General features: G+C 72.2%; 23 protein-coding genes. 16 read left to right on the forward strand and 7 right to left on the reverse strand.

The features are described from left to right. Window positions 1-412 precede the first annotated feature (412 nt). Together AC3EUV_RS29100 and AC3EUV_RS29105 are read left to right on the forward strand one after the other, a co-directional pair. On the forward strand, window positions 413-931 hold the full coding sequence (locus AC3EUV_RS29100; protein ID WP_432141251.1) for a DUF6344 domain-containing protein: 519 nt from the start codon (window positions 413-415) through the stop codon (window positions 929-931). A gap of 851 nt (window positions 932-1782) precedes the next feature. Continuing rightward, a complete protein-coding gene (locus tag AC3EUV_RS29105) occupies window positions 1783-3027 on the forward strand; it encodes a helix-turn-helix domain-containing protein (RefSeq protein ID WP_435604228.1) in 1245 nt (414 codons plus the stop codon). Window positions 3028-3086: 59 nt separating this feature from the next. On the opposite strand, the gene AC3EUV_RS29110 is transcribed toward AC3EUV_RS29105, so the two are convergent. The 3 genes from AC3EUV_RS29110 to AC3EUV_RS29120 all read right to left on the reverse strand — a co-directional run bounded on the left by AC3EUV_RS29110 (window position 3087) and on the right by AC3EUV_RS29120 (window position 5546). Then, the gene (locus AC3EUV_RS29110) at window positions 3087-3266 is read right to left on the reverse strand and encodes a DUF5708 family protein (protein ID WP_432141249.1); all 180 of its coding nucleotides are present in this window, start codon (window positions 3264-3266) and stop codon (window positions 3087-3089) included. A gap of 257 nt (window positions 3267-3523) precedes the next feature. After that, window positions 3524-4183 (reverse strand): response regulator, encoded by a 660-nt coding sequence (locus AC3EUV_RS29115; RefSeq protein ID WP_432141414.1) that lies wholly within the window; start codon window positions 4181-4183, stop codon window positions 3524-3526. A gap of 106 nt (window positions 4184-4289) precedes the next feature. Next, window positions 4290-5546, reverse strand: a complete 1257-nt coding sequence (locus AC3EUV_RS29120) for a sensor histidine kinase (RefSeq protein WP_432141248.1) — start codon at window positions 5544-5546, stop codon at window positions 4290-4292. 253 nt (window positions 5547-5799) lie between these two features. Between AC3EUV_RS29120 and AC3EUV_RS29125 the strand changes: the two genes are divergently transcribed. The 3 genes from AC3EUV_RS29125 to AC3EUV_RS29135 all read left to right on the forward strand — a co-directional run bounded on the left by AC3EUV_RS29125 (window position 5800) and on the right by AC3EUV_RS29135 (window position 7878). Next, on the forward strand, window positions 5800-6549 hold the full coding sequence (locus tag AC3EUV_RS29125) for a 4'-phosphopantetheinyl transferase family protein (RefSeq protein ID WP_432141247.1): 750 nt from the start codon (window positions 5800-5802) through the stop codon (window positions 6547-6549). Window positions 6550-6710: 161 nt separating this feature from the next. Then, window positions 6711-7334, forward strand: a complete 624-nt coding sequence (locus AC3EUV_RS29130; RefSeq protein WP_435604229.1) for a LysM peptidoglycan-binding domain-containing protein — start codon at window positions 6711-6713, stop codon at window positions 7332-7334. 166 nt (window positions 7335-7500) lie between these two features. Beyond that, the gene (locus AC3EUV_RS29135; RefSeq protein WP_432141413.1) at window positions 7501-7878 is read left to right on the forward strand and encodes a hypothetical protein; all 378 of its coding nucleotides are present in this window, start codon (window positions 7501-7503) and stop codon (window positions 7876-7878) included. A 175-nt stretch (window positions 7879-8053) separates the two neighbouring features. On the opposite strand, the gene AC3EUV_RS29140 is transcribed toward AC3EUV_RS29135, so the two are convergent. Both AC3EUV_RS29140 and AC3EUV_RS29145 read right to left on the reverse strand, forming a co-directional pair. Beyond that, a complete protein-coding gene (locus tag AC3EUV_RS29140; protein ID WP_432141245.1) occupies window positions 8054-8464 on the reverse strand; it encodes a hypothetical protein in 411 nt (136 codons plus the stop codon). A 250-nt stretch (window positions 8465-8714) separates the two neighbouring features. Continuing rightward, entirely contained in the window at window positions 8715-9002 is a 288-nt protein-coding gene (locus AC3EUV_RS29145; protein WP_268832280.1) for a hypothetical protein, read from the reverse strand. 200 nt (window positions 9003-9202) lie between these two features. On the opposite strand from AC3EUV_RS29145, the gene AC3EUV_RS29150 reads away from it, so the two are divergent. From AC3EUV_RS29150 to AC3EUV_RS29160, 3 genes are all read left to right on the forward strand, one after another. Next, the gene (locus tag AC3EUV_RS29150; protein WP_432141244.1) at window positions 9203-10333 is read left to right on the forward strand and encodes a site-2 protease family protein; all 1131 of its coding nucleotides are present in this window, start codon (window positions 9203-9205) and stop codon (window positions 10331-10333) included. A 124-nt stretch (window positions 10334-10457) separates the two neighbouring features. After that, a complete protein-coding gene (locus AC3EUV_RS29155; RefSeq protein WP_432141243.1) occupies window positions 10458-11195 on the forward strand; it encodes a PP2C family protein-serine/threonine phosphatase in 738 nt (245 codons plus the stop codon). A 125-nt stretch (window positions 11196-11320) separates the two neighbouring features. Further along, a complete protein-coding gene (locus AC3EUV_RS29160; protein WP_435604230.1) occupies window positions 11321-12841 on the forward strand; it encodes an alpha/beta hydrolase in 1521 nt (506 codons plus the stop codon). 45 nt (window positions 12842-12886) lie between these two features. On the opposite strand, the gene AC3EUV_RS29165 is transcribed toward AC3EUV_RS29160, so the two are convergent. After that, entirely contained in the window at window positions 12887-14404 is a 1518-nt protein-coding gene (locus AC3EUV_RS29165; protein WP_435604231.1) for a serine/threonine-protein kinase, read from the reverse strand. A 333-nt stretch (window positions 14405-14737) separates the two neighbouring features. Here AC3EUV_RS29165 and AC3EUV_RS29170 point away from each other — a divergent pair, with 333 nt between their 5' ends. The 7 genes from AC3EUV_RS29170 to AC3EUV_RS29200 all read left to right on the forward strand — a co-directional run bounded on the left by AC3EUV_RS29170 (window position 14738) and on the right by AC3EUV_RS29200 (window position 21502). Then, on the forward strand, window positions 14738-15277 hold the full coding sequence (locus AC3EUV_RS29170) for a hypothetical protein (protein ID WP_435604232.1): 540 nt from the start codon (window positions 14738-14740) through the stop codon (window positions 15275-15277). A 152-nt stretch (window positions 15278-15429) separates the two neighbouring features. Beyond that, window positions 15430-16266 (forward strand): DUF4097 family beta strand repeat-containing protein, encoded by an 837-nt coding sequence (locus tag AC3EUV_RS29175; RefSeq protein ID WP_435604233.1) that lies wholly within the window; start codon window positions 15430-15432, stop codon window positions 16264-16266. Window positions 16267-16329: 63 nt separating this feature from the next. After that, the gene (locus AC3EUV_RS29180; protein ID WP_435604234.1) at window positions 16330-17319 is read left to right on the forward strand and encodes an ATP-binding cassette domain-containing protein; all 990 of its coding nucleotides are present in this window, start codon (window positions 16330-16332) and stop codon (window positions 17317-17319) included. Further along, the gene (locus tag AC3EUV_RS29185; RefSeq protein WP_432141237.1) at window positions 17316-18107 is read left to right on the forward strand and encodes an ABC transporter permease; all 792 of its coding nucleotides are present in this window, start codon (window positions 17316-17318) and stop codon (window positions 18105-18107) included. Before AC3EUV_RS29180 ends, AC3EUV_RS29185 begins: the two co-directional genes overlap by 4 nt. 160 nt (window positions 18108-18267) lie before the next feature. After that, window positions 18268-19572, forward strand: coding sequence for a cytochrome P450 (locus tag AC3EUV_RS29190; RefSeq protein ID WP_435604235.1), 1305 nt, complete (start codon window positions 18268-18270; stop codon window positions 19570-19572). A 4-nt stretch (window positions 19573-19576) separates the two neighbouring features. Continuing rightward, window positions 19577-19807, forward strand: coding sequence for a ferredoxin (locus AC3EUV_RS29195; protein ID WP_432141235.1), 231 nt, complete (start codon window positions 19577-19579; stop codon window positions 19805-19807). A gap of 105 nt (window positions 19808-19912) precedes the next feature. Further along, the gene (locus AC3EUV_RS29200) at window positions 19913-21502 is read left to right on the forward strand and encodes a protein kinase domain-containing protein (protein WP_435604236.1); all 1590 of its coding nucleotides are present in this window, start codon (window positions 19913-19915) and stop codon (window positions 21500-21502) included. Window positions 21503-21778: 276 nt separating this feature from the next. Here the strand turns inward: AC3EUV_RS29200 and AC3EUV_RS29205 are convergent, their stop codons facing one another. After that, a complete protein-coding gene (locus AC3EUV_RS29205) occupies window positions 21779-22729 on the reverse strand; it encodes an SCO2400 family protein (RefSeq protein ID WP_435604237.1) in 951 nt (316 codons plus the stop codon). 389 nt (window positions 22730-23118) lie between these two features. Here AC3EUV_RS29205 and AC3EUV_RS29210 point away from each other — a divergent pair, with 389 nt between their 5' ends. Further along, window positions 23119-23547: a nuclear transport factor 2 family protein gene (locus tag AC3EUV_RS29210; protein WP_432141232.1), complete on the forward strand. Its 429-nt coding sequence runs from the start codon at window positions 23119-23121 to the stop codon at window positions 23545-23547. The last annotated feature ends 32 nt before the right edge of the window (window positions 23548-23579 follow it).

Here is a 23579-nt window from a genome sequence, read left to right on the forward strand (position 1 = left end):
CATCGGCGGCCGTTTCACGTGAAACCGCCATGACGGCCTCAGGAGATGCGGGGCGGGTCCGAGTCGATGCAGGGCGATAGGGGCGGGCGTGAGGAGGCCGCGGGCGAGAGCGCCGTACGGCCCTCGGTAGCGCCGTACGACCCTCGGCGGCCGGCCCCTGACGGCCTCGGCCCCGGCCACGGCCACGGCTTCGACTACTGCGTACGGGTGGTGTTCATCAGAAGAACGCCGCTCCGGGGGCGTCGGTGCGCGAATCCGCCCATTACGTACTCATCATAAGAAAACGCAACAGAAGCGACGCCATCCAAGTGGTGCACCGGTAGCGGCGCAACTGAAGCGAAGCAACAGAGGAAGCACGACGCAGGAGACGCAACGGATCTCTCGGGGAGATCCCGACCGAAAGCGAGGGGCCATGGCTGCGACCAAGGTCATGAAGTTCTGGGCGGTATGCCTTGCCGTGCTCGGCAAGCTGCTGGCATCACTGGGAGTCTCCGCGGCGGCTTCGGCCGCGCGCCGGGACGCCGCACTGTACGAGCGGACCCTGGGCAAGGAGAACGCGGGCGCCGAGACCCCGGGCGGTGATGCCTCGGAGGCTGAGCGGGCCGCTGTACCTGAGCCCCATCCGGAACGGCACACCCATGCCGTACCCGGTCCGCGCACCGTACCGCTGTACGGCCAAGCCGCCCCAGCCAGGCGGGGGTTCGCCCGTCCGGAGCTGCCGCCGACGATCAAGCAGCGCATCAGGGCCGAAGCGCATGGCACCTCTCCGGGGATGCGCAGCCGCCTCGCCTCCGGCACCGAGCCGCTGACCGCCGCCGATCACACCGACCCGGCCGGGACCACGCCGGACACCGACCGTGCCGACGCGCACGCGCGCTCCGCGGTCATTCCGGCGGCCCGCAACCGTGCGCACACCGCCCGCTTCGTCTGAGTCGGACGGCGCACTCACCGGCGTGATCCACACGGCTGCGTACGCACACCACGCGGCAGCCCCGGGGACATGCACGGGCACAGCAGTAGAGGCGCACGCGCAGAGATCGAGGCAGACGCAGACGCAGGCTCGCAGGCAGACACGCAGACCTGGATGCAGGGGCGGGCGAGAGTGCGGAAGCCGACATGTTCCACGTGAAACCTACGCAGAGGTGAACGACCCGAAGGCGCCGGGACGGACGAAGACCCGCAGCAACGGGCGACCCGGTCGGCGACAGCCGTAGCCAGAGCAGCAGTGACCACCTGAGAGACCGCAGGACCACAGACCTGAACCACCTGTCACACACCCGGAGTTCTACCGCTCCCGTCTCGACCGGGGCGCCGGTTCCCGGGCCTCCTCCCAGCTCCCGCCCGGGCTCCGCACGCGACGCATGCGACGCACGCGTGTCGGGCCTCCGTCGGCAGCGAGCGGGAGTCACCTCCGTTGTGCACCCCTATTGCGCACCTCTGCTGCGCACCCTCGCAGCGTGCTTCCGCCGGCCCGTGATGTGTCTCCGGGCGGCGGTCCGACGCCGATGAGCGCCCCCGCGGGCCCCGGCGACCGTGCGGTGCACGCGCACCGGCTGACCCGGCTTTTCGCTGCCGCGCGCCGGCCCCTTGCGGACGTGTCCGCATTGCGCGCATCCCTGCTAAATGATCTCCGCACGCCCGGCGAAGGGCGGTGGAGGAATCCCCATATTGGTCGACTTCCTCTTGACCGCTTGGTAAAGTCCGAGCACTCATTGTGACTCGGCGAGATTTGATGCGGCCGCCCGGGGTCATCCACCGTTCGAAAACCGGAGGGTTTGTGGAATGCCTGAGCTGGCGGACACGGGGAGGCGAATCAAAGAACTGCGGGTCAGTGCGGGAATGACACAGCACGACCTGGCCGGGTCCGAAATGTCATCCAGTTATATCTCGCTGGTCGAACACGGGAAGCGTATTCCCAGTGGCCGGGCACTCAAGATCCTGGCCGAACGCCTCGGGGTCGGAGTGGCGGAAATATCCGGAGACCCCGTACCGGCCGAAAACACCGGTGTCCGTCGGCTCGACCTCGTCGGACGATTGGTGGCGGCCCGCCGGCAATGGGACGGCGGCGATGTCGAAGGGGCCCTGTCGGAATTCCGGGCACTCGCCGACACGGAGCCGGCCCATCGGCAGGACGATGTCTTCATCGAGGCCCAGCTCGCCATCGCGGAAATCCTCGGCACGCTCGGCCGCCCCGACGAGGGCGCCGAGGTCCTGGAGCGGATGCTGACGGAGCTCGCCCCCGAGCCGTACGCCGAGCCCCGGCTGCGCACGCTGATCGCGCTCGCCGATCTGCTGGAGTCGGCCGGCCGGGTCCAGGACGGCCTGCGCTATGCGCTGACCGGCCACCTCGAATGCACCGCCCGGCGCCCCGGCACCGGGTTTCACTCGCTGCTCGCCCTCGATGTGCTCACCCGCTGCGCCTATTGGAGCGGCTGTCCGGACTGGGCGCCCGCCACCGACCACGGCCGGCCCTCGGCGGACGGGGTGCTGCCCGGGCCGCGGGCCTCGGTCGATCTGCACCGGGCGCTCGACCTGCGCGACCGGGGCGAGCCGGAGCGCGCCGCCGCGCTGCTGGGCGAGTGTGCGCGCCGGGTCACCCCCGCCGCCGGATTCCCGCTGTGGGAGAAGATCAACGGCCATTACGCGCTGCTGTTGCTGCGCCGCGGCGAGACGGCGGCGGCCCGCAGCCTCGTCGAACGCGGTCTGGTGGTCGCCTCGGTGGCCCAGGAGCCGGGCTTTCCGCTGTGGCTGACGACGGCGGAGGCGGCCGGGGCGGAGGCGGCCGGTGACCCCGCCCGGCTCTTCGCCCTCGGCGAGGAGCTGGCCGCGCTCCCCGACACCGGCCGCAGCCATGAGAAGGCCGCCGCGCTCGGGGAGATCGCAGCGGCGTGCGCACGGGCCGGCGACCGGAAAAGGGCCGCCGGATACTTCCGCTCTTCCGCGGAGCTCTTCCGGCGGGCCCAGGCATACCGGCACGCCGAGCAGGCCCGGGAACGCCTGACGGAGCTCATCGAAATGCGGGAATGACGGCCGCAGGGACAAAGAAGCCGCAGCGGCGCATATTCCGTTGTCTCGCGTAATGCGTGCTATTTCTTTGTCTTCTTTCCGAGTCCCAGTAAGGCGAACAGGGCCTCCGCGGCGCCGATGATCGCCAGAATCAGCCCGGCCTTGTGGAGCGAGATGACCGCGTTCTCCACTTCCTCTGTGCTCAGCCAGAGGGCCAGGCCTACGATCGCCACGACAATGCCTATGGCAATACCCTTCATGGGCTTTCCTCGTTCCGTGTGATGGTGTCGGACTCCGTGGCCGGGTTCCGGGTCGAACTCCGCATCGGACTCCTTGTACGGACCAGGATCCCGTCCCGCCGGAACATTTGGATCATCCGCAGGTAGACACTTTCCGCCCGCCGTCTGTCACTTTCTATGTACTCCCGCTCCGGTCAGGGGCGGCTAGGGGACGGATAGGGGAGGCCCGGGGGAAAATCAGGGGCCGGTCGGGGCCGCTCCCCTGAGAGCGCTCCCCTTTACCCCCGCCCGGCTATCCCGTGCTGCTGCGCCACAATCGCCGCCTGCACCCGGCTGCGCAGCTTCAGCTTCGACAGGATGCGGCTGGTGTGGGTCTTGACGGTGCCCTCCGCGAGATCGAGGGTCTCCGCGATGGCGCTGTTGGTCAGCCCGCGCCCGATACAGGCCAGCACCTCCAACTCCCGTTTGGTGAGGGTGTCGAGGGCCTGCGCCGCGTCGTCCGGAAGAGTGGGGTCCGGGGCCGGGCGGCCGGCGAACTCGCTGATCAGCCGCCGGGCGATGGCCGGAGTGAGGAAGCCCTCCCCGTGTGCCACCGCCCGTACCGCGCCGACCAGTACGGCCGGTTCCGCGTTCTTGAGGAGGAAGCCGCCGGCCCCGGCCCGCAGCGCCCCGTAGATGTACTCGTTGAGGTCGAAGGTGGTCAGCACCAGCACCTCGGCGAGGCCGCGCTCCACGATGCCGCGGGTGGCGGCGACGCCGTTGAGCCGCGGCATCTGGATGTCCATCAGCACGACATCGGGCCGCAGTTCGTCGGCCAGACGGACCGCCGTCGCACCGTCGCCGGCCTCCCCGACCACGGTGATGCCCGGGTCGGTCTGGAGCAGCAGGACCAGCCCGGACCGTACGGCCGCCTGGTCGTCGGCCACCAGCACCCGGATGCCCGGGGGCCGGCCCGCCGGACCGTCCGCCGGTGCCGTCGCCGGCCCGCCGCTCGGCTCGTCCGCCGCTGACTCCCTCACTGGCTGCGCCACCTTTCTCGTCTCCTTAAGGGTTCTGGGTCAGCGGGAGCACCGCCCGCACCCGCCAGCGCCCCGGGGCGGTGCGGTCGGGACCCGCGTCGAAGCTGCCGCCGACCAGGGCCGCCCGCTCGGACATCCCGGCGAGCCCGGCGCCCGCACCGGTCGTCAGCTGCTCCACGGGGCGCTGCCGGGCCCGGCCGTCGGGGCGGGCCAGCGGGCTGTCGACCGAGATGGTCAGCTGCTCGCCGCCGGTCTCGCAGCAGATCCGCACCTGCCCCGCCGAGGCATGCTTGAGCACATTGGTCAGCGCCTCCTGCACGATCCGGTAGGCCGTCACCTCGATCACCGACGACACCTCGGGGAAGGTCTCGGGGAGGTCGGTGTGCAGGGTCAGGGCTGCCGCGTCCGCGGCCGGCCGGGCCTGTTCGACCAGCGCCCCCAGCGCGTTCAGCTGCGGCCGGTCCCAGTCGTCGGCCACCCCGCGGTCGGACCGCAGCAGCACCACCATGCGCCGCATTTCGGCCAGCCCCTGCACACTGTTCTCCCGGATCACCGAGAGCGCCTGGAGCACCGGATCCTCCTTCGCCGTACCGTCCTTCTCCCGCTGTGCCTCGGTCAGGGAGAGCACGGCGCTGGAGTGGATGGCGATGGCGCTGAGGTGGTTGGCCACCAGATCGTGCAGCTCACGGGCCATCCGGGTGCGTTCGGTCTGGAGCACGGTCTTGCGGTCCAGCTCCGCCAGCCGGTCGATCTGGGCGGCCCGCTGCCGCTCGGCATCCGCCCGCTCCTTGTGGTTCCGGATCAGCACAGCGGTCCATACGGGAGAGATGAGCACCAGGGCGATGAGGACACCCGTCGTCACGCCCTCGGAGCGGTCGCCTATGACGACCAGGGCGACGGTGGCCGCCAGAGTGGCCGCGATGGTCCCGAACTGAAGGACCCGGCACAGCAACGGGGCTCCGTACAGGGCGGCCGCATAGAGCAGGTCCGTATAGACGAGCAGGGGGCCCAGGCCACCGCCGGCGGCCATCTGCACGCCGACGGTGAGCGTGCCGACGGCGACCGCGACCAGCGGCACGGTGCTGCGGAAAGCCGTCGCGGTGCACAGCACGAGCACCGGCAGCACGGCCTGCCAGACGGGGAGATCGCCTCCCATGACCCGTGGCCCGCCCAGGACGTACAGGATCAGGCAGCCGGCGAAGAAGCCCACTGCCAGGCGCAGGTCACGGAGCGGCAGGGGGCGGCCGCGCGCGTGCGTATTGGTGAAGGGACGTAACCACACACCAGGACAGTACGACGGCGCAGGACCCGTCTCCTGGCCCTGGCGCCGGAATTCGGGCCGGTCCCCCGTACATCGAAGTATGTAGCCCGACATCACCAGGAGGGATGACCCGAACGCTCCGGGGGGCTGGAAACCTGGGGCTGTCCCGTCCGGTCGATGGAGGCGGAAGAGGGGGGAGGGGCCATCGATATGGCGGGAAGTCACTGACCCGGTATGGCCTCGGCACCGCTCAACTGCGGAGGACGGAAAGCACGTGGAAACGAACGCCGCTCTTCTCGAACTCTGTCCCCAATCCCCTGACCAGGGCGTGGTCGCCCCCCGGCCGCACCCCGGCCGGGCCCGCACGGCCCCGCTCGCTCCCGCACCCGTTCACCCGGACCCCGCCACCCCCGTCCCGGTCTTCGTCGTCCCCGTAGGGCCCGCCGCTCCCCACGGCTCGGGCACGGGGCTCTCCCCCGACGACTGTGCGGGCCTCAACGGCCATTCCCGGGCCACCCTCGACGGCGCGGCCGGCCGCGGGCTGCGGGACCGGCTCCCCGGGCAGGTGAGCGCCGCGATGGCCGCCGCCGGCCACTGGGAGCTGTACGGAACCCGCGGTCTGCTGGTCGTGGCCTGCGGGGACGACGCCCGCCGGATGGGGTTCTCGGTGGAATCCGTCCGCCCCGAGACCTCGCCCCCGTACACCCCGTACGAGGTGCTGACCGCCCATGAGACGGGCCTCGTGGCCGGCCGCCCGGCCGCCGGGCGCGACCGTCTCGTCACCCGTTTCTGGGTCCGTAAGGACGCCGCCCTCCAAGCGGTCGGCCGTGGGCTGTCCCTCGCGCCGGAACGCATCGAGGCGGGCTTCCCGGGCGACCACGGAACGGTCCGGGTCCCCGGTTTCCACGGCGGTGAAGTCCTGCTATCGGTACGGAACTTCGCCTTTTCCGCGGCGTACGAATGCGCCGTGGCCGTCCCGGAATCCCTCGCGCTCACCCCGGCCTTCTGCTATTCGGCCGGGTAATTGCCGGATTCCGCAGGCATCCGGCGCCCACCCGGGTGAAACCTCCGCATGTCGCGGCGCCGCGGCACGGCAAAAACCATATTGCCGGGTTACTTGGTGCGTGCCCACCGGTCGTGGCGAGTACCGCGTCACGGCGTTGCCGGAGCACTGCGGAGGATGTCATGCCGTCGCCCCTCGCCAAACGGTCCGTCGAAGCGCTGCTGTCCGTGCTGCTGGTCGTGCTGAGTGTCCTGGGGGCGGCCGGCCCGAGCGCCGCGACGGTCGGCTCACCGGCCGGCCCGGCGCCGGACTGGGAGCGCATCGCCGCCTGTGAGAGCAACGGCCGCTGGCACATCAACACCGGTAACGGCTACCACGGCGGGCTCCAGATCGACCCCGCCACCTGGCGCGCCTACGGGGGCCGTCGTTACGCGCCGCGCGCCGACCTCGCCACCCGCGACGAGCAGATCGCCATCGGCGAGCGCATCGTCCGGGACCGCGGGCTGTCCGCCTGGCCCAACTGCGCCCGGACCACCGACAGCGATGAGAGCACCACCCGTGCCGCGGAGCAGACCCCGCCGGCCGACCCGGCCCCGCAAGCGGCCCCCCGCACCCGCAGCCTCACCTCCCCCGGCCACACCACCGCCCGCAGCTATGTGGTGCAGCCCGGCGACTGTCTCTCCGTCATCGCCGCACGCACCCACACCCCGGGCGGCACCAAGGCCCTGTACGACCTGAACAAGGACAAGCTCGACCAGGGGCCGGACCACATTTACCCGGGGCAGCGGCTGCGGCTGCGGTCCTGAGGGCGGCGCGAGCCCCCGCTGCCGGGTGCTCCGGAGGGCCGTCACGGTGAATCCGCTGATCGGTGCGGGTGAATGCGCGGGACGGGCCGTTGCTCAGGCTTGGTGGACGGGGGCATGGCCGGTAGCAAGTCCGCGGGGTACCAACCGCGAGGTGCAGGAGCACACAGTGAAGAACATGGCACGCATCAATGTTGTGGTCGCAGGAGCCTGCGGTCTGCTCCTGGCCGTCGGCGGGGCGTCACCCGCCCAGGCCTGGGACGGGCCGTTCGACGGGGACGGCGTGTGGAACAGCGACACCTTCGCCAACTTCCATGCCGGATTCAGCTGCCGCAACCGCGCCAGAATCTGCATCAACGGGCCGCTGAACAGCGGAAACGTCCGGAACTCGCAGAACGTGCGGCTGTCCGGCAACGTCAGCAACAGCGGTAGCCCGACCAACGTCAACGGCAACACCAACGACGATGCCGGCGGCACGACCGGAGCCGAGAACAAGACCAGCAACAACTTTCAGCACGTCGGCCGCGGCGGCAAGCAGCGGCTGTGACCCGACGCTGAGGTGACCCTCCGGCCCCGGTGCGTCCGGGGCCGGAGCCGTGTCCGTACGGGGGCGCCGCACGGCCGCGGCACATACGGCGAGCGCCCGGCGGAATCCGCCGGGCGCTCGGGAACGGCTGTCGAAGAGGGCCGTGAGCCGTAGCCGTATCAGGGGGCCGTCCGTATCAGTGGAGGAAGCCTCCCAGGATGCGCTGCACGCTGTTGCCGCTCTTCGACGAGGAGCCGGTGACGGCGTTGCCGCTGTTGGTCGACCCATTGGTGTTGGCGATGTTGCCGCTGGCGTTCGGGTTGCCGTGGTTGAGGAAGTTGCCGCTGTTGAGGCTGTTCCCGCTGTGCACCGGCCCGTTGATGCAGGGATGCGGCGAACGGAACACCGGTGACTTGTAGTTGAAGTCGGCGAGCCGGTTGTTGCAGACCACCCCGGAGACCATGCCGGCCACGGTGCCGACGTCGGCGCCCACGACGGCTGCGAGCAGGGAGTCGCTGGGAATCACCTGGGCCCGGGCCACCCCGCTGCCGAGCAGCACCAGCCCGCACGCCCCGGCCACCGTGCCTGCCTGCGCAATTCTTCTCACGTCGCTCCTCGCCTCTTCGTCCTGCGGATGCCAGACGTATCGTGCTGCCGCGGTCGGTCCGCACCGGCGTTCAACCCGCGGGAGCGAAACCCCCGGCGGCCACAATCAGCCGGGTGGCCCAACACCTCGCGGGGCTTCGGGGGACGGTCCGGCCGGGGGCGGGCAGCCGCCCGGCCGGGCGCGGGCAGGCGAAGATCTTCGGTGGCGGGGCCGCGGCCTGCCGGTCCTCCGGCGGCCGGCACGCCGGGGCTCAGAGCACCAGCCGCTCCGGCATCGGCTGCTCCACACCGTCCAGCTCCAGCGTGCACCGGGGCACGGAGGGGACGAGATGCGGCTGGCGCAGCAGGACCCGGAAGGGGTGGGCGGGCTCTTCGGGGAGTTCGCCGGTCAGCACGTTCATTCCGGCGCGGTGTTCCTTCTGGTACGCGACGACCTTGCCGTCGACCAGGAGCTCGATCTCGCCGGACCGGCCGGGTCCGACGTTCACGGTGATCGAGTGGTCACCCTGATCCAGATGGAAGTGGTGTCTGTGCGCCATGACGACCTCCGGCAGTTCGTCGGTCACGACCGGCCGCGCCGTCGGTACCCACCGAGAGCCGGTCCGTTCTTCCAGCGTAAGGGGCCTCCGCCCGGGTTTCGCGAGCGACAATTGGGGTGAGTGCCGGGCGGCCGGTTCACGGAGCGCGGGTCGGCGAGACCTGCCCGGGAAACCGGGCGCCGGGCCGGCAGGAGACGACCATGAACGGCTCGGTCCGGGTGGGACAGGTGGTCGGGGTACCGCTGCGTATGCACTGGAGCGTGCCGCTGCTGGTGGGCCTGTTCGCGTACGGACTCGGCCGGCAGGGCCTGCCCGTCTGGACGCCGGGCCGCTCGGACGCCGTGTACGCCGTCGGCGGGGTCGTGGGGGCCGCGCTGCTCATGGGCAGCCTGCTGCTGCACGAGACGGCGCACGCCGCGACCGCGCTGCGGAAGAAGATCTCGGTGCAGGACGTGACGCTGTGGGCGCTGGGCGGGACGACCCGGATGGGGCGGCCGCCCAATGCGGCGGCGGCCTTCGCGGTGGCGGTCAGCGGGCCGCTGATCAGCCTGGTCATCGGTGGTGTCGCGCTGGGGGCGGGGATCGGGCTGCACGGGGTGTCCGGCTGGGCGGTGCCCTCCGTCGTCCTGGCCTGGCTGGGCTGGGCGAATCTGTTCCTGGGCGTGTTCAATCTGCTGCCCGCCGTGCCGCTGGACGGCGGCCGGGTGGTGCAGGCGGTGCTGTGGTGGCGCACGGGGGACCGGGAGCGTGCGGACCTGGCGGCCTCCCGGGGCGGCCAGATCATGGGGCTGCTGTTTGTGGCCGCCGGCTGGATCTCCGTGCTGCGCGGGGCTACGGGCGGGCTGTGGATCATCTTCATCGGGCTCTTCATCATGATCGTCGCCGGTGCGGAGCGGCGCCGCGCGGCCCTGCACCGGGCGCTGCGGGGGCTCCGGGTCGGCGAGGCGATGTCCGGTCCGGTGGCCACCGGCGCCGACTGGCTGACCGTTCAGCGCTTCATCGACGAGGTGGCCGTGCACTCCCGGTACTCCGCGCTGCCGCTGCTCGACTTCGAGGGCCGCCCCAGCGGCATCGTGCAGCTGCGCCGGCTGGCGACGGTACCGGCCGCCGGCCGGGAGACGCTGCGGGTGCGTGAGGTCGCGACCCCGCTGTCCCAGTGCGCGGTCGCCGCGCCGGACGATCTGCTGACCGAGGCGCTGGACAAGCTCAGTCTGCGGACCGGCGCCCGCATCCTCGTCGTGGACGCGGGGCATCTAGTCGGGATCGTCACCGGGAAGGACATCTCCCGTCTGATGCAGCGCGAGACCCTGGGCGGTAAAGAGAGCGCCTGACCGGCCTTCCCGGGGCGTCGCGGCGGGCGCGCGCCGCCGCCCGTCGGCGCCCACAATGGTGGTACGGAACGCCCCCGGGGGATACGGGGCCTGCCGGAGCGGAGGCCCGGAACGGGACAGGGGTATGGAGTACGTCACCGTGACCGCGCTGAGCCACCCCGGGCTGCTCCGCGAGCACAACGAGGACAGCCTGGTGGCCGGCCCCTGGACGCTCTGCGGCACCATGACCGAGAACCCGCAGACCCTGGTCTTCCCGCTCGGTAACCCGCTGGTCGTCGCGGTCGCCGACGGCATCGGCGGGCAGCCGGCCGGTGAAGTGGCCAGCTCCCTGGCCGTGCGCCAACTGGCGGCGCTGGGCCCGTCACTGGACACCGAGGAAGCGGTCCGGGACGCCCTGGACCTCTGCAATGACGCGGTGTACGCGGCCGGCCGGGACCCGGAGCTGAACACCATGGGCACCACGGTCGCCGGTGCCGTCGTCCTGGCGGAGTCGCTGCTGGTGTTCAACGTCGGCGACAGCCGGGTGCTCGACGCGACGGCGGACGGGCTGCGCCAGGTGAGCGTGGACGACAGCCCGCCGCTGTCACCGGGGCGGCGCTCCACCTCGCTCGTCACCCAGGCCCTCGGCGGCACCATGGACTTCAGCGCCATCACCCCGCATGTCCGGGAGGCGCCGCTGTCCGCGGGCGACCGCTACCTGGTGTGCACCGACGGGCTGACCGATCCCGTCCCGGAGGACGACCTCAATGACGTGCTGCAACTTCACAGCGGTGGCCGGGCCGCCTTCGAGCTGTGGAAGTCCGCCATCGAGGCGGGCGGCCCCGACAACATCACGCTGGCGCTGATCGCCATAGGCGAGTAGGGCGGAGGGACCGGCCGGAGCGCCCCATGGCGGACAGGCACGGCGCGGCATCCTCGGGCTAACCCCACCCCCGGTATCAGGGCTGCCGGTTGGGCAGCGGGATACCGCTCAACCACCCTTGTCCCATGACGACTTACGCTCATCGAACCCTCCTCCTCGCGCTCTCCGCCGCCACCGTCGCCGCTACCGTGACCGCGGCCGCCCCGGTGGCCCGCGCCAACGCCCCCGGCACCAACGGGCCCGGCACCAACCGGCCCGCCCTCACCTGGCGGCCCTGTGCCGAGCCCGGCGGCCTCAGCGGGCAGGAGTGCGCCCGGCTGCCCGTACCGCTCGACTACCGCGACCCGGACGGCCCGCAGATCGGCCTCGCCGTGACCCGGGTGCGCAGCGAGCGGCCCGCGGCGCGCCGGGGGACGCTGCTGGTGATCCCCGGCGGGCCGGGCGGGTCCGGGGTGCAACGGCTGGCGGCGAAGGGGCCGGCGCTGCGGAAGGCGATGGCGGGGGCGTACGACCTGGTCAGCTTTGACCCGCGGGGGGTGGGGGGGAGCACCCGGGCGAGCTGTGAACTCGACCCGGCCGACCGGCACTTGGTGACGCTGCGGTCCTGGCCGGGGCCGGACGGGGAGATCGATGCGAATGTCGCCCGCGCCCGGCGGGTCGCCGAGGCGTGCCGCCGTCATGGTGGTGCCGTGCTGCGCAGCTTCAGCACCGTGAACGAGGCGCGCGACATCGACCGCCTCCGCCGGGCCCTGGGCGAGGAGAAGCTGTCGGCCTGGGCGTACTCCTACGGGACGTACGTCGGAGCGGTGTACGCGCAGAAGTTCCCACGGCACACCGACCGCTGGGTACTGGACAGCAGCGGCGACCCCGACCCGTCCCGGGTGGGGCGCGGATGGCTGGCGAACACGGCGGCGGGCACCGACGACCGCTTCCCCGACTTCGCGGCCTGGGCGGCCGATCCGGCACGGGAGAGCGAGGGGCTGCGGCTGGCGCGGCGGCCCGCGGACGTGCGGCCGCTGTTCCTCGCACTGGCCGCGAAGCTGGACCGTGAGCCGAAGGAGTCCACCACACCGGGCGTCCCGTTGACCGGCAACCGGCTGCGGCAGGCACTTCAGAGCGCCCTGCAAAGCGACGCGCTGTTCGCGGAGGCCGCCCGGCTCATCCAGCAGGCCCAGGACCCGGCCGCCGCGCCGGTGCTGCCGGACGTCGTCGCGGGGCCGCTGCCGGACGAGGACGCGGCGGTCACGACGGCCACCGTCTGCAACGATGTGCGCTGGCCGGCGTCGGTCCCGGCCCACCGGCGCGCGGTGGCCGCCGACCGCGCCCGGCACCCACTGACGGCCGGGTTGCCGGCCAACATCACGCCCTGTGGCTTCTGGCAGGCACCGGCGGAGCCGCCCACCCGGATCACCGCCGACGGCCCGTCCAACATCCTGATGGTCCAGAACCGCCGGGACCCCTACAACCCGTACTTCGGCGCGCTGAAGATGCGCCGGTCTCTGGGCGAGCGGGCCCGGCTGCTCACGCTCGAACACGGGGGCCACGGCGCCTACTTGACCAACGGCCCCGTCTGCGGCGACCGCACCGTCACGGCCTTCCTGACGACGGGCCGCCGCCCGCAGACGGACACCGGCTGTACCGACTGAGCCGCGGCCGGGGCCGGGGCCGGGGCCGATGCGGAGAACAAGCTCCTAAGCGCGCAGCCGGACGCCCTGGAGGGCGGTGTCGAAGATCGGCCGGTACCGGGTCCACTGCTCGTTCGGGGCGACCAGATAGACCACGCACTGGGTGCCGTCGGCGCTGCTGAAGGCCACCTCCACCGCCCGGTACTCCCGTGCCGAGCCGTTGAAGGTGAACTCCCAGTAGCCCGCCGGCCGGCCGCGGAAGGTCGTGGGGTCCATCCGGACCCGCTCATAGCCCGGGTTGTCCCGGCGCGTCTGGTCCTCCTCGGTCTCCCGCCAGTGCTGGACCGGATCCTTCGCGCCGGCGAACGGGACGATGTTGATCCGCAGGCCCACCTTTCCGGACGGGTCCACGTAGGCGACGTCACCGCCGGGAGGATGCTTCTGCTTCCAGCCGTCCGGTACGGGGAGGGAGAAGCCCTTGCCCGGCTCCTCCAGGTGGTAGCCGGAGGGCACCGGCGGGGGCGAGTAGGGGCGGGGAGCCGACGGGTGGCCGGAGGTCTTGGACTTGGGCGGGGTGGCGCTGGTCGCATCGGCACCGCCCCAGGGCCACAGCAGCACGCCACCGGTCACGGCAGCGGCGACCGCCATGGCCGCGGCGCTCCACAGCGCCGTGCGGCGGCCGCGCCTGCCCTTCCGGGCGGGAACCGCGGGGGCCGCGGCGCGCTGCGGCCCGGTGGGCTGGTCGTCGAGAAGGATTTCTGTGCCGGTCGTATGGCCGCCCAGGAGGCGCTCGGCCTCATGGGCGTCCATGCGCTCCCCGGGTTCCTTCACGAGCAGACCCGCGATCACCGGGGCCAGGTCACCGGCGTTGCGCGGGGGCGGGTACTCCTCGGTGGCGATGGCGTAGGCCGTCTCGATGGCGGTGTCCCGGCTGAACGGGGGGCGCCCCTCGACCGCCTGGTAGAGCGTCGCCCCGAGGGACCACAGGTCACAGGCCGGGCCGGGCTCGGCGATGTTGGTCCGGAGGCGCTCCGGGGCGAGGTACTGGATCGACCCGACCAGTTCGCCGGTCCGGGTCAGCGAGGGCGTGCCGGACTGCACGGCGATACCGAAGTCCGTGAGGACGATCCGCCCGTCGTTCCCGAGCAGCACATTGGCGGGCTTGACGTCCCGGTGCAGCACCCCGGCGTCGTGGGCGGCGCGCAGCGCGGAGGCCATGCCGGCGCCGATCCGGGCCGCTTCGCCCGGCGGCAGCGCCCCCTTGCTCTTCACCAGGTCGCCCAGGGTGACCGAGGGGATGTACTCCATGACGATGCACGGCAGGCCCTCGTCGTCGACGACATCGTGCACCACGATCACATGGGGGTGGGTGATCCGGGCGGCGCTGCGGGCCTCGCGGCGGGTGCGCTCGTAGAGCGTCTCGATCTCGTCGTCGTTCAGATGCGGCGGTACCAGCAGCTTCTTCACGGCGACCGGTCGCCCGAGCAGCTCGTCCTCGGCCCGCCACACCGTGCCCATGCCACCACGGCCGACCCGCTCCACCAGCCGGTACCGCCCGGCTACGAGCCGTCCCTGATCGGACACCGTGAGTTCGCCTCCCCCGCACGGGTTGAACAGTCTGCGGAAGCACCATAGCCCGCCTGTTCGAGGGTGCCGAGGGGCGGCGTTTCCCGGGCGCCGGAGCCGTGGACGGGCCCGCCCGGCACGGCTGCCGGGCGCGGGGTCAACTGCCGCGGGAGCCGCCCTCGTTCGTCGCCGGCCGGCGCGCGTGGCGCCCCGCCGTCACCGCCCGCGCCGCGCGAAGGGCGGCGCGCGGAAGTCGTGTGGCGCCTGGGATGACGCCATGGTGGCGCCACTGGCACCATTCATGCGCCAAGGTGGCTTGCGATGGCGCCATGATGGTGCCATGATGGCGTCATGGACCTCACGCCCTACGTCGACAATCTCCGGCACGAGCTCGCGGTCGCCGCGGACACGGGCGGAGAAGAAGCCCGCGCCCTGGCCGAGCGGCTCACCACCCCCCTGGAGTCGGCCGTCCGGCTCACGCTGCTGAACGCCCTCTCCTCCGCCGCGACCGAGATCACCCGCGATCTGGCCCCGGGATCGGTCGATCTGCGGCTGCGCGGGCTCGATCCCGAGTTCGTGGTGACCGCACCGCCGGCCCAGGAGCCGTACGACCGGCCGGAGTTGCCCGAGGCGGCGGCGAGCGAGCCGCGGGCGGTCGCGCCCCCGGCCGCTGCGGACGCCGACGAGGGCGGCACCGCGCGCATCAACTTCCGTCTCCCCGCCCCGCTCAAGGCCCGGGTCGAGGAGGCCGCAGGACAGGAAGGACTCTCGGTCAACGCCTGGCTGGTGCGGGCCGTCGGCTCCGCCCTGGAGCCCGGCGCCCCCAGGCGCCCGGCCGACCGCGGCCCCCGCTACGGGGGCAAGCAGGGCTACACGGGGTGGGTCCGCTAGGACACGTCCTAGGGGCGGCCGGTACCCCCGCTGACTCATCCATCCGCCAACTCACCCACCCGCTCACTCATTTCTCCATTCCTCCACTCCGCTCCACTCCTTCACCCGCCCGTTCGGCGGGAACTCACACCAGTCATGAGGACGCCACAGCCATGCCTGCTTTTGACACACCCGAACCGCTTTCCGTCACCGTGGAGATCGACCTCGGCTCCGTCCGGATCGCCGCGAGCAAGCGCACCGACACCGTTGTCGAGGTGGTGCCGAACGACGCCACCTCGGAGGCCGATGTACGGGCCGCGCAGCAGACCAAGGTCACCTGCTCCGGCGGCAAGCTGCTCGTCAAGGGCCCCAAGAAGCGCTCCCTCTTCGGCAAGCCCGGCTCCGTCGGCGTGACCATCGAGCTGCCGACCGGCTCGGACGTCCTGGGCACCTCGCCCATGGCGGACTTCACCGTGGAGGGCCGGCTCGGCGAGTGCCGGCTCAAGACCTCGCTCGGTGACCTCCAGGTCGACGTGGCAGAGGCCGCCAACCTGCGGACCCAGCACGGCGACATCCGGCTGGACCGGGTGGCGGGCGACGCCGAGATCTTCGGGTCGGGCCGGATCGAGGTCGGCGAGATCGCGGGCGCGGCGCTGGTCAAGAACGGCAACGGTGCGACCACGATCGGCGAGGTCACCGGCGCCCTGCGGGCGAGCGCGTCCAACGGCCTGATCTCCGTCGGTGTCGCCCACGCCGGAGTCGACGCCAAGTCGGCCAACGGTGCCATCCGGATCGGCGAAGTGGCCCGCGGCCAGGTCGTCCTCCGTGCCGCCGCCGGTGATCTGGAGGTCGGCATCCGTGCGTCCACCGCAGCCTGGCTGGACGTGACCACCGGCCTCGGCCGGGTGCACAACGACCTCGGCGCCGCGGAGGGCCCCGGCGACAGCGCCGAGACCGTGGAGGTACGCGCCCACACCAGCGTCGGCGACATCCTGATCCGCCGCTCCTGAGCTCCTGACCGGGTCCGGCCGCTGCGGCCGGCCACCACCACATCCAGCAAACGGGGAACTCTCATGATCACGACATCCACGACCGCCGTCGCGACGGCGATCGACGCCACCGGGTTATCCAAGTCCTACGGCGACAAGGCGGTGCTCGACGGCATCGACCTGCGCATCCCCGAAGGCACGGTCTTCGCCCTGCTCGGACCCAACGGCGCGGGCAAGACCACCACCGTGCAGATCCTCTCCACCCTCATCCCCGCCACCACCGGCCGGGCACGGGTCGCCGGCCACGATCTGGTCCGCGAGGCGGACGCGGTACGCGCCGCGATCGGTGTCACCGGCCAGTTCGCCGCGGTGGACAACCTGCTCACCGCCCGGGAGAACCTCCTCCTCATGGCGGACCTGCACCATCTCGACCGCCGCGAAGGCCGACGGCGCGCCACCGAACTGCTGCGCCGCTTCGAACTCACCGAGGCCGCCACCAAGCCCGTCGCCACCTTCTCGGGCGGTATGCGCCGCAAGCTCGACCTCGCGATGACCCTGGTCGGGAATCCGCGCATCATCTTCCTCGACGAGCCGACCACCGGACTCGATCCACGCAGTCGGCGCACCATGTGGGAGATCATCCGCAGCCTGGTGGCCGACGACGGCGTCACCATCTTCCTGACCACGCAATATCTGGAAGAGGCCGATCAACTCGCCGACCGCATCGCCGTCCTGGACCACGGAAAGCTGGTCGCCGAAGGCACCGCGGACGAGCTGAAGCGACGGATCCCCGGCGGCCATATCCGCCTCCGGTTCGCTGACACGGACCGACTCGACGCGGCCGCCGCCCTCTTCGGCGCCCCCGCACACGACAGCGAAGCGCTCACCCTGCACGTCCCCGGCGACGGCAGCGTCCCCGCCCTCCGCGCCGTCCTCGACACCCTGGACCAGGCGTCGATCCGCGCCGAGGAACTGACCGTGCACACCCCCGACCTCGACGATGTCTTCCTCACCCTCACCGGCCGCGACCGGTCCACCAGCGAGGCCAACTCCCCGAAGGAGAACGCCCGATGACGACGCTGACCTACGCGGCCCGCGATGCCCGGACGATGCTGCGGCGCAACCTGAAGCACGCCCTGCGCTACCCCTCCATGACGGTCTCGGTCGTCGCCATGCCCGTCCTGATGCTGCTGCTCTTCACCTATGTCTTCGGCGGCGCCCTGGGGACCGGTATCGGCGGGACGGCCGGCGGCAGCGCCGACTACATCGACTATGTGGCCCCCGGCATCATCCTCATGGCCGCGACCTCGGGCGCCCTGGTCACCGCGGTCGGCGTCTGCGCCGACATGACCGAAGGCATCGTCAACCGCTTCCGCACGATGGCGATATCCCGGGCCTCGTTCCTGACCGGGCATGTCGTCGGCAGCATGCTCCAGACGCTGGTCAGCATCGCCTTCGTCATCGGGGTCGCGCTCCTCATGGGCTTCCGGCCGCACGCCACCCCGCTCGGATGGCTCGCCGCCGCCGGTCTGCTCACGCTGCTCACCCTGGCGCTGACCTGGCTGTCGGCCGCCATCGGCCTGGTGGCCAAGAATGTCGAGACGGCCAGCAACATCCCCTTGCCGATGCAGTTCCTGCCGTTCCTCGGCAGCGCCATCGTCCCCCCGGAGTCCATGCCCGCCGGGCTGCGCTGGTTCGCCGAGTACCAGCCCTTCACCCCGGTCATCGAGACCCTGCGCGGCCTGCTGATGGGCACCGGCGTCGGCGGCGCCGCGATTGGCGCCGTGGCCTGGTGCGTCGGCCTCACCCTGGTCGGCTACCTGTGGGCCCGTACGGCCTTCCGCCGCAGCGCCACCCGCTGAACGGCCGCTCCACACCTCCTCACCGCGCGCAGGCACTTGCTCTTCACCACGCACCTGACCGCGCTCTTCGCTGCGCTTTCACCGCGCAGCTGACCACGCACCTCACCCTGCACTCCGGCCCGGCGCTTCACCGTGCCGTCATCCTTCCTCGGAGGACCCCATGCAGCATGAACCGTCCGCACCGACCGCACCGTCCGCACCCACGACCGAGCAGGCCGAGCAGGCCGAGCAGGCCGGGCCGACCGGGCCGACCGCTCAGGAAGCGGCGGCGCGTCCCGAGCCGGTGACCCTGCCGCTGACCCGCGCCCCGGGCTGTCCCTTCGACCCGCCCGCCGAGCTGGCGGAACTGCGCGAGCAGCAGCCACTGCGTCCGATGCACTACCCGGACGGGCACGTGGGCTGGCTGGCCACCGGCCACGCCGTGACCCGGGCGATCGCCGCCGATCCCCGCTTCAGCTCCCGGTACGAGCTGCTGCGTTACCCCCTGCCGGGCGGGCCCACCGGTCCGCTGCCCCCGGCGCCGCTCGGCGATCTCACCGGGATCGACGCACCGGAGCACACCCGCTACCGGCGGCTGCTCGCCGGCAAGTTCACCGTCCGCCGGATGCGCCGGCTCACCGAGCGCGTCGAGCAGATCACCGCCGACCACCTCGACGCCATGGAGCGCCAGGGACCGGTGGTCGATCTGGTGCAGGCGTTCGCGCATCCCGTACCGGCGCTGATGATCTGCGAACTGCTCGGTGTCCCGGAGTCCGAGCGCGCGGGCTTCCAGGCGCACGCGGCGATGCTGAGCAGCCCGGACGCCGGCCCGGAGGCGCAGATGGCCGCCATGACCGCGCTCACCGAATGCGTCCGCGAACTGGTGCCGGCCAAGCGCGCCCACCCCACCGACGACCTGCTCAGCGATCTGACCACCACGGAACTGACCGATGACGAACTGGCCGGTATCGGCGGCTTCCTGCTGGCCGCCGGTCTCGACACCACCGCGAACATGCTCGGGCTCGGCACCTTCGCCCTGCTGTGCCACCCCGAGCAGGCCGCCGCCCTGCGCGGCGACCCCGGCCTCGCCGACCAGGCGGTCGAGGAACTGCTCCGCTATCTGAGCATCGCCCACACCGGTATACGGGCGGCCCTGGAGGACATCGAGCTGGACGGCCAACTGATCAGGGCCGGCGACACCGTCACGGTCTCGGTGGCGGCCGCCAACCGCGACCCGCTGAAGTTCCCCGACCCCGACACCCTCGATCTCCGGCGGAAGGCGACCGGGCATCTGGCCTTCGGTCACGGCGCCCACCAGTGCCTGGGGCAGCAGCTGGCACGGGTCGAGATGACGGTCGCCTTCCCGGCGCTGTTCCGCCGCTTCCCGACGCTGCGGCTGGCCGTCCCGCCCGAGGACGTACCGCTGCGCGACGCCATGAACATTCACGGGGTGCACCGACTCCCCGTGACCTGGGACAAGGAGTAGTCCGGTGCATCTGAGCATCGACCGCGACCGCTGTATCGGCGCCGGGATGTGCGCCCTGACCGCCCCCGAGGTGTTCGACCAGGACGCCGAGGACGGCCTGGTCCTGCTCCGTACCGCCGCGCCGCCACCGGGGCAGCACGCCAGGGCACGGCTGGCCGCCGGACTCTGCCCGGCCGCCGCCCTGACCGTCACCGAGCAGGACGGCACGGGCGGTTCGTCCCCGGGCGATCAGTAGTCCGCACCGCCTCGCCCACCCCCGCCCCGCCGTGGGGCGGGAACCCGTCCGCTCTCCCGAACGTCTTCCGGCGTGTTGGCATGGTCGGTCCCTGGAGGAAACCCGGTGGAACAAAGGATGTTGGGGCAGCGGTACGAGCTGGTGGAGCAGCTCGGACACGGTGGGATGGGGACGGTGTACCGAGCCGTCGACCACCGGCTGCGCCGCACCGTCGCCGTCAAGACCCTCTCCGCCGAGCTGGCGATGCAGCCCGAGTTCCTCACCCGCTTCCAGCGGGAGGCGCATGCCGCCGCCGCGCTCAACCACCCCGGTGTGGCCACCGTTCATGACGTCGGTGAGGACGCCGGCGGCGGTGCGGCCGAGCCCTATCTGGTCATGGAGTACGTGGCAGGCCGGACCCTCAGCCAGGTGCTGGGGGACGGCCCGCTGGCCGTGGCGCAGGCCGTCGACATCACGGGCCAGGTGCTGGCGGCGCTGGACCACAGCCACCGGCACGCCATCGTGCACCGGGACATCAAGCCCGCGAACGTGATGCTCACCGCTTCCGGCGCGGTCAAGGTCGTCGACTTCGGCATCGCCAAGGCGCTGAGCGAGGTGGCCACCCGGCTGACCGGGACGGGCGTGGCGGTCGGCACCCCCGCCTATCTCGCCCCCGAGCAGATCAACGGGGCCGCGACCGACCACCGCACCGATCTGTACGCCGTGGGCTGTCTGCTGTACGAGCTGCTGACGGGCCGTCCCCCGTACACCGGCGACTCACCGTTCTCCGTCATGCATCAGCATCTGGCCGCGGAACCGGTGCGGCCCTCCCGGCTCCGCCCGGAACTCCCGCCCGCCGTGGACGCGGTGATCGCCCGCGCCCTGCACAAGCGCCGGGAGGACCGCTTCGCGGATGCCGCCACGATGCAGGCGGCCCTCACCGCGGCACCCCACCCCGCACCGGCACCCCCTGCCCCTACCCCGACCCCCACCGCCTTCGACCCCGCGGCCGCGGGCCCTGCCCCATCCGCCGGCCCTGCCCCGGCGGTGGCTCCGCCCGCGCCCGCCGGGAGCGCACCGGCGCCGCGGCCCGGCCGCCGGAGACCGGCGCGCGTGGTGTTCCGGCCGACGGCCGAGGGCGCGGTCGCCCTGCTCGGCTGCCTGCTGTGCCTGGTCATATCCCGGACCGACATGATCGAGTCCGGCCAGTTCTCCCGGGTCGCGCTGCTCGCCGCCGTCGCCGGTTCGGTGCTGCTGCTGTGGTCGGCACGGCTCGCCTGCGCGGTGGCCTGGGGCCCGGTGGCGGAGGCCGTGGCCGTGTGGTCCGAGCTGGCCCGCGCCAACATCGGCTGGGAAACCCACTACGTCATCATCGCCCTGGTCCTGGGCGTGGTCTCCGCACTCTGCCTCGCCGCCGGATACAAGGACGAGCACACCGGCGGCTTCGCGCTCATCGCCTTCTGGTTCACGTCCCTGGCCTCGGTCTGGTTCTTCCTCGACGACCTGCGCAAGATCGGCGTCTTCTACGTCCTGCTCCTGGCCGTCACGCTCGCCATCGGCGCCCAGGTCCTCAAGGCCCGCACCCGGGCGCCCTCGGGAAGTGACGCAGCCGGCCCGCCCGGCGCCGGGACGCCCGGGGCCGACATCCCCCCGGGCCTCCCGCGCACCCCGCCCGCGGCGGTCTCCGGCCGGCGCGGCCGGCGGTCGGCCCGATAGCTAGGCCGCGCCCGCGCGTTCACCCCTCCCCCCCACTCACACACCACCGCCTCCACCTGGGCGCCGCGCGGCCCCTTCAGCAACCCGGCGACCGCCTCAGCCAGTTCCTCGTCCCGCGCGTCCATCGCTGCCCCCTCGCCCGCATTCCCCGGCACCCGCGCTCCGCCGCGCAGTGAGCAGAAGAATCCATCCCGGACACCGTGCGCGGTGAGGGCCGGGAGTGCGGCCCGTCCGGCTGCCTGCGCCGGCTCACCGGGCGAGCCCTGAACTGTCGGCTCAGCCGACGCACACCAATCCCAGCAGACACACATCCGTCGGCGTGGCCGGCTCCGCAGCTGGTGCGGACGGGCTGGTCGGTGCCGTGCGCGACGGCGAGGTGTCGCCGCCGGAGCTGCCGGAGCCGCCCGAGCTGCTGGAACCTCCGGAGCTGCCGGAGGCGGCCGGGGCGCTCGTCGCGGGGGCCGCGGCGTCGGTGTGGGCGGGGTGCGCCGACCGGTCCTGCGGGGCCTCGGCCGGGCGCGGGGGCGTGGCGGTGTGCGACGGGGTGACGGACTGCGGCTGCCGGGCCGTCGTGGCGGGCGGCGGTGTGTTGGCGTCGCGACGGGCATGCCGGCCGGACGGGAGCGAGGGGCGGGCACCAGGGTGCCGGGACGCCTGGCTGTCCGACCGGTCCGTCGACGAGGCGGCGGGCTCCGTCCGGGGCGTGGACACGCTCTCCGGCTCCGGCATCGAGGAGGCGTGGGTGCCGTTGGTGGCCGGCTTGTTCTGGAGCATGCTGACGGTCAGACCGCCGCCGACCAGCGCGAAGGCAGTGGCGGCCGCGGCCCGGCGCCGGTGCTTCTTCCACCGCGCCAGCTGCCGGCGCCGGGCCGCCCGGCCCTGCCCGGTGGGCGCGGTGATCCCGGCGTCACCGGTCGCATCCACGTCCACGTCCGCATCCGCGTCCGCGACGGCAGCGGTTTCCGCCGTACCCGCCCGCGCGGCTCCGGAGGCGCCACCGGCGAACGGCGCGGCCTCGGCGAACGGCGCGGCCTCGGCATACCGGCGGTCCTGCCGGGGCCCCGCGGCAGGGGCTTCCTCCGGCGGCCAGGACTCCCACATCGCGGCGGTGGCCGTCGTGCTCTGCCGACGGTGGGTGGGCGGGGCGATGTCCGGGGCGTAATCGCCGCATCCCGGACATACGAGAGCCCCGTTGAGACTCCGGCGGCACGATGAGCAGTAGTCCATCTGCGATCTTTCTGTGCTGGCTGCGCCGTCAGGGACGCCGGCGATCTGATCAAGCTGATCCAGTTCGCACGCGGGATCGAGCGGGCAGTAACGCTAACGACACCCGTCGAGGGCCACGCGTAGGCCCTGTGACGCTTCGGTGCAGATTCCCGGGTGAGCCCTCCCGCACTTCGGACATGTCGCGACGCGTCCCCGGCCGAGGGGTCGAATTCCGGCCGGCCGGATGGAGCTAGAAGACTCCTAATCAAGTTTGACTAGAGTCCTCGCGGGGCATACCCTCCACAATCCGCGTACTAGTCAAACTTGATGAGTGAAGGGGCGGCCGGGCGGGGCACTCGCCCTCGCGCACCACACCCCGGCTGCCGAACCGAAGACCGTGAGGAGCCCGTATGACCTTCCTGCCGGATGCCGGCTATGTCCCGACCGCCGAGGACCGCGCGAGCCTGAACGCCTGGTTCGCGGAGTACGACGCACAGAGCGCGAAGCGCGACGTTCAGCGCATGGCCGACATGGCGGTGTTCCCCCTCAACCTCGTGAGTGACGACGCGGCCGGCAACGCCCGGTCGGCACAGTGGGACCGCGAGCAGTACCTCGCGACGATGACGCAGGTCATGGGCGACGGAAGCGAGGACATCAGCTTCGAGTCCACGCGGACGCCGGTCTTCCTCTCGCCCGCCCTGGCCGTGGTCTTCTCGGACTCGACCATGACGATGGACGGCGAGACCCGGCAACTGCGCTACGCCGACATCCTGGTCAGGCGGGACGGCGCGTGGGCCTTCCAGACCATGGTCCAAGGAGGCTGGGGCGACCACCTGTAACGCCGGGGCCGCTACGGCACCACCTTCCGCGG

This window comes from Streptomyces sp. bgisy130, assembly GCF_057708345.1.

Coding starts and splice junctions, on each gene's coding strand:
- AC3EUV_RS29185 (WP_432141237.1), top strand. CDS start 17,316: ATGACGACGCTGACCTACGCGGCCCGCGATGCCCGGACGATGCTGCGG.
- AC3EUV_RS29190 (WP_435604235.1), top strand. CDS start 18,268: ATGCAGCATGAACCGTCCGCACCGACCGCACCGTCCGCACCCACGACC.
- AC3EUV_RS29105 (WP_435604228.1), top strand. CDS start 1,783: ATGCCTGAGCTGGCGGACACGGGGAGGCGAATCAAAGAACTGCGGGTC.
- AC3EUV_RS29160 (WP_435604230.1), top strand. CDS start 11,321: ATGACGACTTACGCTCATCGAACCCTCCTCCTCGCGCTCTCCGCCGCC.
- AC3EUV_RS29155 (WP_432141243.1), top strand. CDS start 10,458: ATGGAGTACGTCACCGTGACCGCGCTGAGCCACCCCGGGCTGCTCCGC.
- AC3EUV_RS29150 (WP_432141244.1), top strand. CDS start 9,203: ATGAACGGCTCGGTCCGGGTGGGACAGGTGGTCGGGGTACCGCTGCGT.
- AC3EUV_RS29180 (WP_435604234.1), top strand. CDS start 16,330: ATGATCACGACATCCACGACCGCCGTCGCGACGGCGATCGACGCCACC.
- AC3EUV_RS29210 (WP_432141232.1), top strand. CDS start 23,119: ATGACCTTCCTGCCGGATGCCGGCTATGTCCCGACCGCCGAGGACCGC.
- AC3EUV_RS29145 (WP_268832280.1), bottom strand. CDS start 9,002: ATGGCGCACAGACACCACTTCCATCTGGATCAGGGTGACCACTCGATC.
- AC3EUV_RS29110 (WP_432141249.1), bottom strand. CDS start 3,266: ATGAAGGGTATTGCCATAGGCATTGTCGTGGCGATCGTAGGCCTGGCC.
- AC3EUV_RS29205 (WP_435604237.1), bottom strand. CDS start 22,729: ATGGACTACTGCTCATCGTGCCGCCGGAGTCTCAACGGGGCTCTCGTA.
- AC3EUV_RS29100 (WP_432141251.1), top strand. CDS start 413: ATGGCTGCGACCAAGGTCATGAAGTTCTGGGCGGTATGCCTTGCCGTG.
- AC3EUV_RS29170 (WP_435604232.1), top strand. CDS start 14,738: ATGGACCTCACGCCCTACGTCGACAATCTCCGGCACGAGCTCGCGGTC.
- AC3EUV_RS29130 (WP_435604229.1), top strand. CDS start 6,711: ATGCCGTCGCCCCTCGCCAAACGGTCCGTCGAAGCGCTGCTGTCCGTG.
- AC3EUV_RS29175 (WP_435604233.1), top strand. CDS start 15,430: ATGCCTGCTTTTGACACACCCGAACCGCTTTCCGTCACCGTGGAGATC.